This window comes from Endozoicomonas arenosclerae, assembly GCF_001562015.1.
In the GTDB taxonomy this organism is placed as follows: domain Bacteria; phylum Pseudomonadota; class Gammaproteobacteria; order Pseudomonadales; family Endozoicomonadaceae; genus Endozoicomonas_A; species Endozoicomonas_A arenosclerae.
On sequence record NZ_LASA01000142.1, the window covers coordinates 1 to 11,561 of the forward strand.

Genomic DNA, 11,561 nt, shown 5'->3' on the forward strand with positions numbered 1-11,561 from the left:
AAACCCTGAAGTTAAGCAAAAGTTATGGGGTGGAGCATTCTGGAGTTCAGGATATTTTATGAATACTGTCGGCCAGCATGGTAATGAAGATGTAATTGCAAATTATGTCAAAAACCAAGGCAATGCGGAGTGCAAGCAGCTACACCGGAAGGAAATAAGTCCGAACCAAATCAGTCTGTTTATGGACTGACCACTCAAGTTGCACTGAGGATACCCCGCAGCTTGCTGCGGGGTAGTTCATTGGTTATTTTGGGAAATGGATCTGATGATCACTGGGTTGTGGTGTAATGGTCATTATTTTTACAACGTCCGGTGATTCAAAGCGGTGCCAGGTTAAAGCCGGCACAACGATCAGTTCTCCCTGCTCCAGGGAATGGGCTTGCTCTTCACCCTTTTCTATAAGAAAAATCGTGGTTCTGCCCTCAATGACCATGACCATTTCATCATCAGGATGCCTTTCCCATTCACTGTTGCCAGCATAGTGAGCAAGAAAAATGCCACCATCCCGGTAATCTGCCAACTGACAGAATGCTTCATCAATATCTTTTGAGTGTGGCGTTCTGTCAGGAGCTGCCTTCAGTTTTGAAAATGCTCTGTGCAGTGAGAGCGGTTTACTTTTATTCATTACGCTGTACTTCTTTCTTATTCAGCCTTTAAACAAGTGATGTCAGCCTGTTCTGTTGCATCAGCCAGTCAGGAAGTCTTTCAAATCCTGTTCAATGATGTCTTTCATCATACCCAGGTGTACTTGAATGCCGGCGGATCTCAACATTTCGATTCCTTTGCCATTGTTTCTGGGGTCCGGATCGATCATACCAACATAGACAGTTTCAACACCGTTTTGGATCAGGGTTTTGGCACAGGATGGGGTCCTGCCATGAAAGGAGCACGGCTCCAGTGTCACATAAGCTGTCATACTGCTTGAAGCTTCGGGCAGTTGCCCAAGAGCCATGGCTTCGGCATGATCCTGACCCGGTGGCTGGGTATGCCCTCGAGCAATAATCCGGTTATTACGCACCAGCACACAACCCACAGGAGGATTGGGGGCACAGTGTTCTCTGGCTTTACGTCCTTCCAATATGGCTTCATTCATAAAGTGGTGGAGTGGATTAACGTTCATTTCGGCTTAGAGCAAAATATTTCACAGTCTCCAGTTCGTCTTTTACTTTCTCCAGAATTTCCGAGGTAGGTCGGAACCCCAATTTAAGTAACACTTTTTCTGATCTTTTATTTCTGGTGAGAGTCCGGGCTCTGATCTGGCTCAATTGTAACTGCTCAAAGCCTTTTGCGATCAGTACCTGACCTGCTTCCGAGCAGTAGCCGTGACCCCAATAAGGCAAACCCAGCCAGAAGCCAAGTTCGGCATCCGTATGGCTAACATTGAATAAACTGACTGTTCCCAACAGTTCCCCATTGGATTGCAGTGTTATGGCAAAAACAAAAGCCTGTTGGTTCTCGCGTAAGATTTCATGGCGGCCGATCCACTCTTCTGCCAGGCCGTCAGGGTAGGGGTGAGGAATATTCTCTGTCATTCTGGCGACTTCTTTTTCACCGGCCAGCTCTTTCACTCGAAGTGAATCTTCCAGGGTAAATGCTCTGAGCAATAATCGGTCTGTCGTTATCGTCTTATCCATAATATCAGACTCTGTTTGTTAATCCCTGATAGTTATCCTGCCATGGATAAAAACAAAAATCCCTGTTTTTCAGAGCCTTTCAGCTACTCAATAGCTGGCAGCCAACCTGATCGATAATTTCAAGAATACGAATCTGGCTCTCTCGCTTGTATAGTGACAGGCCACTGACAGGTTCATTTAATTGAATATTAAAGTCACTGACATGACTGAGGGTTGAACCATCCTTGCTTATGGCAAATACCTTCATGCCTTTTCGCTTGGCATTATGGGCAAGATCAATCACTGCCTGGGTCTCACCTGATTTGCTGATAAGTAGAACCAGGCCTTCACTGGCCAGAGCCAGTTGATGAATATCCGTAATGACCAGGTGAGGAATATTAGCAATGGATAAAAACCGTGAGAGATAGCTGACACTGACAATAGAGCCACCACGGGCATAAAGATAAACCACCCGAACCTTTTTCATAGCCTGGGTCATTCTTTCAATGGTGGCATTTCTCTCTGAATCCGCTTCCGTTTCACTGTCTTCTTCTCTGAGATCGTGGGGCAGGGAGTAACGTAGTTCTGTATAACTGGCATAACCGATTTTTTTACAGACACGGTTGACCGAGGTGGTATTGCTATGAGCTATGGCTGCTATTTGTTTGGCGGAAATCTCTCCCAGTTCATTCACGTGGTTAAGAATGTACTCGTAGATGATTCTTTCGGTACCCTGGAAGGATTTCATAGTGACAAAGCAGTACAACTAAAATTATGAGCGAATCATATTAATTTGTTCATTCCATGAAATAAATGCGAGAGGGGCGCAAAATTTTAATAGCATCCCTGCTGTTCGATCAGCGTACGCTCAGCATGCCTCTGATATTTTGAAATTCCTGGGTGCCTTTCAATGCGTCCTGCTGTGCCTTTGAAAGCCTGCCCCAGCCTTGATTTATCTGGGCAATGGATGACCGGTTGTTAGCGGCTCCTTTTCCTGCCGCCTTGTTGGCATTTAGTGCCTTGATCGCGCCTGCAATACTCTTGAAGTGGTCATCATCCGGGTATTTCCCTTTAATGTCATCGATGTTATTTCGAGGGTTTCTACCCCCTCCATTTCCGCCAGCCTGAGCTCCCCCTTTACTGGGTGGTTTTCCATGAGTTCCCCCTTTCTGAGTCTGGCCACTCCCTTTACCGCCTTTTCCTTTGACTGCTCCACCACCTCCGGTAGCGCCCTTATTTTTAGGTGCTTGCCGGAACTTGTTATCAGGGACGGTAAAGTCTGGTCCTCCCGCATAGAACCCATTACATGCTGGAATCTCCACATCTGAAAAACCAACACCGGATACATCACCTGTAATCAGCGCTCCAACAAGGGCAAGACCTGAGTGATAACAACCATTGCTGGTGGGTTTGAGTTGAGAGCGGTCAATAATGAATCCATTTTCGATAACGACACTGGCCGGAAGTTCTAACAATACTTCTTCTTCATAGCCCGGAGCTGCCATCAAGGTAGGATCATCCGGTGGAAAATCATCTGAGCCGTCATCGTCATCCTCTCCGGCTCTGGGCGAAAACACCGGATAAGAAATGTCTTTCTTTGAGGATGGTTCAGTGACAGAGGGGGATATGAATGAGATATCTACGTCTTTTCTAGGTGTACTCTCAGTTGTCTCTTGACTTGAAGCACTAATAGGCTTCAAAACGATGGGTAATTGGGCATCTTGCAACGTGACCTTATGATTGAGCTGTATCTGTGGTCCGACAGTGATTACACATTTACCGTCCACCATCTCTCCATAAGCGCCACCCTGATTCGCCTCTGCATTGGCCTCGTTTACTCTCTGACCATATTGCTCACAGAGTGTAGGTGAGGAATAGGCTGCCGGGCTTAGTATGATGGTCAGAAGTATCAATGCAGTTTCAGCGGCGCGAGATAACCGAATTGGAAAGTGATGCTTGCTATTCAAAGAACACCTCTCTTATGAATATGGCTGTTTTTTTGTCTCCATCAAGAAGTGTTCAAACTAGTTTAAAAACGGAGAGGTGTATGGATTTATTTGTTAACTTTTAGGGGTTTTTGCTTACTTCGCTATGATGAAACAGGTATGCCGGTTCAAGAGTGAGTATCACGATACATCACTAGTACCACAAAACCTTATCTCGTCTTTTAGGCTCTTTTTATACTCCATGGCATTCATACAGTAGTGGGTTATAGAACCATGGCGCAGAAAAAACTGGTTGCTGTAACAGCCTGTCCAACAGGCATTGCACACACCTTCATGGCAGCAAAAAAGATTCAGGCCTGGGCTGAAAAGCAGGGCTATGAAGTCAAGGTAGAAACCCAGGGCAGTGACGGTGTCAAAAACCGGCTGACTGCACAGGATATTGCTTCTGCCGACGCTGTGGTTCTGGCTGTTGACGTACCTATCGCTGATGAAGAGCGTTTTGATGGCGTCAAACTGTTAAAAGTCCGAACTCAGGAACTGATCAAAAACGTTGAGACCCTCCTGCCAGAAGCCTTTAACCTGAAGAAAGGCAAATCAACCGCTCAATTCACCAGCGAAGAGAAACGCACTGCCTATCAGGTATTTATTGGCCATATCATGACCGGTATCAGCTACATGCTGCCTGTTGTGGTATTGGGTGGTCTGCTGATGGCTGTGGCGAAAATCACGGGCGAGTTTATTGATATCCAGGGTACGCCTTTTCAGACTCTGGACATGCTGGGTTTCATGACCATCAAGTTCATGTACCCGATCTTTGCCGCCTATGTAGCCTTTTCCATTGCCGGTAAACCCGCACTGATTCCTGCCTTTATTGGCGGCGTCATGTCAGACGAAGTTTATAAGCGCTTTTTTGACATTGAGCAATGGGCACCTTCCGGTTTCTTTGGGGCCATCGCCATTGGTTTCCTGGTGGGTTATCTGGTGCGTTATCTCAACAACACCATCAAGGTGAAAACTGAGCTGACCACTTTGAAAACCATGCTGCTGGTGCCTCTGGTCAGTGGTGTCGTCATGGTGCTGACCATGGAGTATGTCATTAACCCGATCTTTGGCGCACTGAACATGGCCATGATCGAGGTGTTCACTCAAGCAGGCGACGCAGGCCGTGGTATCTATTCCATGGTGATCGCTGCGGGTACCGCATTTGACCTGGGTGGCCCTGTCAATAAGGCGGCAGGTTCAGTTGCTCTGGGTCTGAATGGCATGAGCGAAACTTTCGACTTGATTGCGCGCGAGCTGGGTATTGTTATTCCTCCTATAGGTGTCGGTATTGCAGCGCTTCTGGATGGTCGTTTCCGCGCCCGGGTGTTCACCAGTGAAGAACAAACTGTTGGTAAAACATCCCTGATGTTGGGCCTGATCGGTATTTCCGAAGGCGCTATTCCTTTCATTCTGAAGAACCCGAAAATGATCCCGATCATGATTCTGGGTTCTATCATCGGCACTCAGGTGGCTGTGCTGCTGGATGTGTGGCAGAGCCTGCCACTGCCTGCAGTCTGGGGCTGGTTCCTTTCTTCTGATCCGGTCAGTTACACCTTTTCTGTCCTGGTCGGCTCCATGTTCATAGCCGTTGCCCTGCTGTTCTGCAGCAAGCCGGTGGAAGCCTCCGCTGAACGATAACAGACAATCGTCTACTGAATTTTGCGAGCAGGCTGCCAGAAGCACAATGACAAAGCAGCCTGTATCGTCCGTGATTATTGAGAGTATTCCCTATGGCTAAAGTTCATGTGCTGCCTCACACGCACTGGGATCGTGAATGGTATTTCACCCAGCAGGACAGTGATGTCCTGGCAACCTACAACTTCACCAAAGTCATTGAGACGCTGGAAACCGAATCTGACTACAGTGTGTATCATCTCGATGGCCAGTCCTCCATCGTAGAAGATTATCTGAAAGTGCTGCCCCACATGCGCGATCGCATGGCAAAGCTGGTGGGTGACAGGAAACTGTTAATCGGTCCCTGGTATACCCAGACTGACAGTTTCAATGTGGCCGGTGAGTCCATCATTCGTAACCTGAAATACGGCATGCATGTGGCTGAAAGTCTGGGTCACAGCATGAAAGTGGGCTACCTGCCAGATACCTTTGGCCACAATGCCCAGATGCCTACTCTGTTTAAAGGCTGTGGCATCGACAACATTATTTTCTGGCGTGGCATTGATTTCGATCAGCAGGTCGAAAAGTCCAACTTCATCTGGACCTCCCTGGGTGGTGACAACATTATTGCCTGTAATCTGGTGCACGGTTATGGCGCAGCGAAAAACATTGTTGCAGAACCTGCACACCTGGATAAAAAGATCTTCCCCATGGTTGAGAAGATCAAGGCTCTGTCCGGTTTGGATGAAGTCCTGATTCCTTCCGGGGGTGACCAGGTGAACATTGATCCGAATCTGCCAGAAACCCTGCGAATAGCAACAGAGCGCTCCCCGGCAGACGACATCTACCAGATTTCTTCCATGGAAGCCTATGTCGATTACCTGAGAGGACAGCAGGACCGTTTTGAAAACTACGTGGGTGAATTCAAAGCACCTCGCTATGCACGTATCCATAAAACCATTGGTTCCGTGCGTTATGACATTAAAAAGCTGAACTTTGAAATTGAACAGTTCCTGCTGAAAAAGCTGGAGCCTGTGGTGGCCATTGCTAAAGCCAGCGGCATTCGGGTCCATACTCAGCTGATCGACATTGCCTGGAAGAAAATCATTGAGTGTCATGCCCACGACAGTATGGGCGGGTGTAACAGCGATGCCACCAATGCCGACATCATGCACCGTCTGAAACAGGCCGAGGAAATCTGTCATGGCCTGTACAACCTTGTCATCAAGGAAATAGCCAGTCAGGTGTGCGCTGAGTCTGAAATCATGGTCTTTAATAACCGTGTCAAACCCTACACTGGACTGGTGAATCTGGTGGTGTTCAGCAAGTTTGAGTCTATTCAGCTTAAGCAGGGTGACAAGGTTGTCCCCACCGAAATCCTTTATCGAGAAACACTCGACGGTGGCAAGGTGATAGAGGTCACTAAAGACGGAGAGAAGGAAGTCCCGGTACCGCCTTACTACCGTTTTGAGCTGAAGGCTGAAGTGGATCAGCTGCCCGCTATGGGTTATCGGATCTACTCATTGGAATCTTCTGAATCAACACCTGAAGCGAAGGCTGTTGATCATCAGCGTATTGAAAATGATCGTTACTGCCTGAAGCTGGAAAACGGTCAACTGACGCTGCTGGATAAAACATCCGGTCGTGAGATTTCGGAACTCTTCCAGTTTGAAAACGTAGCCGACGACGGTGATTCCTACGACTTCTCTCCATTACGAGGTGATCAGGCCATATTGTCTGAAGGCTTTGAGTGGCTGGAAACTCAGAGGGGAGAGACGGTTCAGGTCATGAAACTGTGGCTCAATATGCCGGTTCCTGGCGATATGGCTGAACGTCAAAAAGGTAAGCGAGAAAGCGAGATTGGCTTCAACCTGACTCTGACTCTGGAGAAAGATGCAACCCAGCTGGCAGTGACCATTGAAACCCTTAATCAGGTCAAAGACCACCGTGTTCGTCTACTGGTGAATTCCGATATCCATACTGAAAACTCCATCAGTACTCTGCCGTTCGGTGTGATCAGTCGTCCAGTGGTCAATCAGCCTGCTGAAGGCTGGGAGAAGCAGTATCGTGAAGCGCCCGTAGATATAGAAACCACTGAAGGGGCTGTGGCTCTGGCTCAGCAGGGCAGGGCCATGGTTCTTACTGGCAGGGGATTAAAAGAGTTCCAGATTCTGGAAGCATCCGCTCAAGGCTGTAATAAAGTCGCTCTGACCCTGTTCAAGTCCGTGGGGGTGCTCGGCAATGATAACCTGGCCTGGAGACCGGGTCGTGCATCAGGCATCAACAACACCGTTGTTTATACGCCGGATGCTCAATTGCAGAAATGCATGACATTCAGTTTTGCCCTGGCCCTGACCGAAGACGCAAGCCACAAAACCGTTCGTGAGCAGGAATCCGATTACCTGAGCCGTCCCTTTGCTTATCAGAAGCAGGGTTTGAACAGCTTTGAAAACCGTCTTGAGCGTTTCCAGGTCAGCTTTGACCAGAAAGTCCTTGCCCGTGAGTTCAGCCTGGTCAGTGTCCAGGAAGATCTGGAAGTCTCCAGTATTTCCCATTCTCTCAACGACGAAAATGTCCTGTTACTGCGGCTGTTCAACGCCGGAGATACAGAGGTGAACGTTGATCTGGCCCAGTTCTATGAGTTTGCCGATGTTTCCGTCGTTAACTACTGTGAGCAGCCGGTTGAGGTTGAAGAGGCCATTTGTCGTCCTATGAACACCCTGGACCTGAAACTGGTGATTGACCCGTCAGCCCTGAGCGAATGAGAGTAGAGAAGTCATTATGTTAGCTAATAGCATTCACGAGAAAGTTGCACTGCTCTACGGTGAAGATCGGGCAGAGGCCATTACCGGCGATATCCTGTCACTGGTCGAAAAGTGGAAAGGGCAGGTGCCTACTTTTAAGCCCTGGGTGGATGAGAGCACCAGTTATTTGATCACTTACGGTGACAGTTTTCAGAAAGTCGATGAGCCGACTCTGAAAACCATGAAGACGTTCGCGGATCGCTACCTGAAAGATGCGATCAGCAATATTCATATTCTGCCTATGTTCCCCTACACCTCTGACGATGGCTTCAGTGTGGTGGATTACCGGAAGGTGAATCCGGAACTGGGTGACTGGCCAGAACTGAATGCTCTGGCTGAACAGTTTGATCTGATGTATGACTGTGTCATCAATCACATCTCCAAAAGCAGTGACTGGTTCCAGGGTTATCTGGCCGGTGAAGAAAAGTACCAGAACTATTTTGTTGAGGCAGATCCGGCTGCGGATTATTCATCGGTGACTCGCCCAAGAACTTTGCCTCTTCTGACACCTTTTACTAAAGCGGATGGCAGCGAGGTTAACGTCTGGACCACTTTCAGTGAAGACCAGGTCGACATCAACTTTGCGGCACCAGAAGTCTTGCTGGAAAGCATTGATATCCTGATGATGTATGCCGCCAATGGTGGACGTTCTATCCGTTTGGATGCCATCGGATTTATCTGGAAAGTGCTGAAAACCAGCTGTATCCACCTGCCTCAAGCTCATGAAATCATTAAACTTTGGCGTTTGCTTCTGGATGAAGTGGCAGAGGGCACTTTGCTGATCACAGAAACCAATGTTCCCCACAAGGAAAACATCTCTTACTTCGGTCAGGGGGATGAGGCGCACATGGTTTATCAGTTCCCGCTGCCACCCTTGACGCTTCATGCTTTTTTGCGTGAAGACAGTACAACTCTATCAAAATGGGCCGCTGATCTGACTCGTGAAGCCATGGCTCCGGAGTTCAGGGCTTCGAAAACCACTTTCTTTAACTTCCTGGCCAGTCATGATGGCGTAGGTGTTCGTCCTACAGAAGGTATTCTGAACGACAGTGAACGTGAATTTCTGGTATCTGAAACCTTCAGAAAAGGCGGTAAGGTTAACTTCAAGGCTAATACCGATGGCAGTCAGTCTCCTTATGAGCTGAATATCAACTACCTGAGTGCCCTGACAGACCCAGCAGACGATGTGGAAACCAAAGCCAGAAAGTTCCTGGCAGCCCAGTCTGTACTGCTGTCGTTTATTGGGGTTCCGGCCATTTATTACCACAGCTTCCTCGGTAGTGAGAATGATATTGAAGGCATGGAGTCTTCCGGCATTAACCGCCGCATCAACCGCGAGAAGCTGGAGCTCAACCAGCTTGAAACTGAACTGGCTCAGTCCGGCAGTCTTAGATCGCTTGTTTATCAGGAACTGACTCGTTTGCTGAGTATTCGTAAGACGCTGAAAGCTTTCTCGCCAGACAGTGCCCAGAAAGTACTGGACCTGGGCAAAGGTGTGTTTGCCCTGCAGCGTGGAGAAGGTCTGGAGAGTATTACGTTTGCAGTCAACATGACGAGTGATGAGCAGGCCATCGAACTGGGCAGCGACGGTATTGACCTGGTTTCAGGTGACGGAGTGGGTCGTGAGCTCACTCTGAAACCCTACCAGTTTGTCTGGGTAAAGATCTAATTCAGGGAGTATGCATTATGAATCTGGCTAATTTAACCTCTGAGAACCTGATACTGGTGGATGCTGTCTTTGAAGACCGTATTGATGCCATCACAAAAATGACCCAGCTGCTGGCGGATGAAGGCAAGCTGAGTGATCAGAAAACCTTTTTTGATGCAGTGATGAAAAGGGAACATGAAGGTCCTACCGCTCTGGGAGAAGAACTGGCGGTTCCCCATGGTAAGTCCGAAGCAGTCAAGGAAGCGGTTTTTGCTGCAGCCTTTGTCAAAGACGACCTGCAGTGGCAGGGACTGGATGGCGATGAACCGGTCAAGATGATTTTCCTGCTGGCCATTCCTCCGGCAGAAGCGGGTTCCACGCATATGGAAGTGTTGACTGAATTGACTTCTTCTCTGGTTGAAGACGAGTTCCGTGAGCAACTGTTAAAGGCCAAATCAGCCAAGGAAGTGCTGACTCTGTTTGGTGGAGAGACTGCAGAAGAAGCTGAAGTAGAATCTACTGTCAAAAGCAGCACTGAGACACTTGCTACTCCTGTTGAAGATCACAGCAGCAAAGCCTATTACGCTTTCATTCTTGGTGGCATAGCTATTGCTCTGGGGCTATTTGCACTGATGTGATCTTTTTAAAGTGGCTGGCACCGGGCTGGCCACTGTTTTTGAATCATCCTGTTTTAATACACACAGTTCGTCTGGATAAAGATTTTGATCAGAAAGTATGTCTTATGAATCTGGAAATTGTAATCGTTGCAAATCGGATACTCGTTAATGCTGTCTTTGAAGACAGTATTGATGCCATTTAAAAATGACTCAGATGCTGGGTGATGAAAGTAAACTTAGTGATCAGATGATCTTTATTGATACGTTAGAGCGCTTTTCTATGGAGTATATCGAGCTTGGGAGCCCTGTTGTACACAGTAATGTTCTTTGAGTGTACGGTAAAATTCTGTTTGATACATAGCGTCATGCTCCATTAGTTCCTGGACTTGAAGTAACTCTTCATGGGTGAATGACGGCATGACACCTCCTGAAAATAAATCATCAACCCCCTTGGCTGAAATGTTTTCTGATCGACCCATTAACTCTCGAAGAATCCGGGTATGATCTTTACCTTCTTCTCTGTATTGCTTCATGAGGCGATGACAGGCCGATTGACGCAATTCAGGATAGCCATCCCACTCACGGCAAAACAGGGTATAGAAGATATCTTCTTCATAAACATGTGCACCATGATCTATAAAGGCTTTTATTTTTCCTGCGAGAGTATCAAGCTGTTTTTTCCAATGTCTCTGTTGTGAAGCTGAGTTTCGTGTAAATGCAGTTTGCTCATCGATAGTTTTTCTGCAACGGATTAAGTGATGAACAGCGCTGGAAACATCATTTCTATCAATTGTACCTGGAATGAAAGCCTTGATATCAGAGAACCCCACTTTATTCTCTAGAACCCAATTCAAGGTTTTCAAAGAACATCGACTTTCGATGTGTAGGGCTAAAAACTCCAGCATGGAATGACCCTGGCTCATAAGCAAGCCTTCCTGATCCTGTTCTCTGATTTTATTAAGGGCTTTAATTCTGGCTATATGATGAGTGTCCCAATCCTCATCAAGAAGAGAATAAAAGTATTCTGCTAGCCAGGGCAATTGCATCAATTCAGAACGACTGAGCAAAGCAGCTTTTTCAGGTGCTTATGGTCCCACCCTGCTAGCTTCCGGTGACTCTTGATACTGCGACTTCCCTTATTGGCTTTGATAGCGTTCAGCGCAAGCCGTCTCAGAATGGAGAAATTTTCAGCCCCATTTCCTGTGCTTATCTGACATGCGTCCTCTGAAAATGCAACGTCCAAAATCCAGTGCAGATTATTCTCCACCGCCCAATGA

General features: G+C 47.6%; 12 protein-coding genes and 1 pseudogene. 6 read left to right on the plus strand and 7 right to left on the minus strand.

The features are described 5' to 3' along the window. Nucleotides 1-190 (plus strand): transposase (locus tag WG89_RS21570; protein WP_172806883.1); only part of this gene is annotated, 190 nt, incomplete at its 5' end. A 54-nt stretch (nucleotides 191-244) separates the two neighbouring features. On the opposite strand, the gene WG89_RS21575 is transcribed toward WG89_RS21570, so the two are convergent. The 5 genes from WG89_RS21575 to WG89_RS21595 form a co-directional block, all read right to left on the minus strand. After that, nucleotides 245-625: a cupin domain-containing protein gene (locus WG89_RS21575; protein WP_062269690.1), complete on the minus strand. Its 381-nt coding sequence runs from the start codon at nucleotides 623-625 to the stop codon at nucleotides 245-247. A gap of 60 nt (nucleotides 626-685) precedes the next feature. After that, complete coding sequence (locus tag WG89_RS21580) at nucleotides 686-1,120, minus strand: bifunctional diaminohydroxyphosphoribosylaminopyrimidine deaminase/5-amino-6-(5-phosphoribosylamino)uracil reductase RibD (RefSeq protein WP_062269692.1); 435 nt, start codon at nucleotides 1,118-1,120, stop codon at nucleotides 686-688. Then, nucleotides 1,110-1,634 carry a GNAT family N-acetyltransferase gene (locus WG89_RS21585; RefSeq protein WP_062269693.1) on the minus strand — a complete coding sequence of 175 codons (525 nt, stop codon included), beginning with the start codon at nucleotides 1,632-1,634 and terminating at the stop codon, nucleotides 1,110-1,112. Before WG89_RS21585 ends, WG89_RS21580 begins: the two co-directional genes overlap by 11 nt. 79 nt (nucleotides 1,635-1,713) lie before the next feature. Beyond that, nucleotides 1,714-2,361 (minus strand): MurR/RpiR family transcriptional regulator, encoded by a 648-nt coding sequence (locus tag WG89_RS21590; RefSeq protein ID WP_062269695.1) that lies wholly within the window; start codon nucleotides 2,359-2,361, stop codon nucleotides 1,714-1,716. Between the two features lie 109 nt (nucleotides 2,362-2,470). Beyond that, nucleotides 2,471-3,580 (minus strand): hypothetical protein, encoded by a 1,110-nt coding sequence (locus WG89_RS21595; protein ID WP_153301742.1) that lies wholly within the window; start codon nucleotides 3,578-3,580, stop codon nucleotides 2,471-2,473. Nucleotides 3,581-3,832: 252 nt separating this feature from the next. On the opposite strand from WG89_RS21595, the gene WG89_RS21600 reads away from it, so the two are divergent. The 5 genes from WG89_RS21600 (at nucleotide 3,833) to WG89_RS21620 (ending at nucleotide 10,487) form a co-directional block, all read left to right on the plus strand. Further along, complete coding sequence (locus WG89_RS21600) at nucleotides 3,833-5,239, plus strand: PTS fructose transporter subunit IIC (RefSeq protein ID WP_062269698.1); 1,407 nt, start codon at nucleotides 3,833-3,835, stop codon at nucleotides 5,237-5,239. A 92-nt stretch (nucleotides 5,240-5,331) separates the two neighbouring features. Beyond that, complete coding sequence (locus tag WG89_RS21605) at nucleotides 5,332-7,980, plus strand: glycoside hydrolase family 38 N-terminal domain-containing protein (protein WP_062269700.1); 2,649 nt, start codon at nucleotides 5,332-5,334, stop codon at nucleotides 7,978-7,980. 16 nt (nucleotides 7,981-7,996) lie between these two features. Then, on the plus strand, nucleotides 7,997-9,688 hold the full coding sequence (locus WG89_RS21610) for an alpha-amylase family glycosyl hydrolase (RefSeq protein ID WP_062269702.1): 1,692 nt from the start codon (nucleotides 7,997-7,999) through the stop codon (nucleotides 9,686-9,688). A gap of 17 nt (nucleotides 9,689-9,705) precedes the next feature. Continuing rightward, nucleotides 9,706-10,305: a fructose PTS transporter subunit IIA gene (locus WG89_RS21615; RefSeq protein WP_062269704.1), complete on the plus strand. Its 600-nt coding sequence runs from the start codon at nucleotides 9,706-9,708 to the stop codon at nucleotides 10,303-10,305. Further along, complete coding sequence (locus tag WG89_RS21620; RefSeq protein WP_062269707.1) at nucleotides 10,302-10,487, plus strand: hypothetical protein; 186 nt, start codon at nucleotides 10,302-10,304, stop codon at nucleotides 10,485-10,487. The genes WG89_RS21615 and WG89_RS21620 overlap by 4 nt, the downstream gene beginning before the upstream one ends. 75 nt (nucleotides 10,488-10,562) lie before the next feature. On the opposite strand, the gene WG89_RS21625 is transcribed toward WG89_RS21620, so the two are convergent. Together WG89_RS21625 and WG89_RS32985 are read right to left on the minus strand one after the other, a co-directional pair. Next, nucleotides 10,563-11,207: a hypothetical protein gene (locus WG89_RS21625; protein WP_153301743.1), complete on the minus strand. Its 645-nt coding sequence runs from the start codon at nucleotides 11,205-11,207 to the stop codon at nucleotides 10,563-10,565. Between the two features lie 122 nt (nucleotides 11,208-11,329). Further along, nucleotides 11,330-11,561 (minus strand): annotated as a pseudogene (locus WG89_RS32985) (hypothetical protein); the annotation flags it as partial.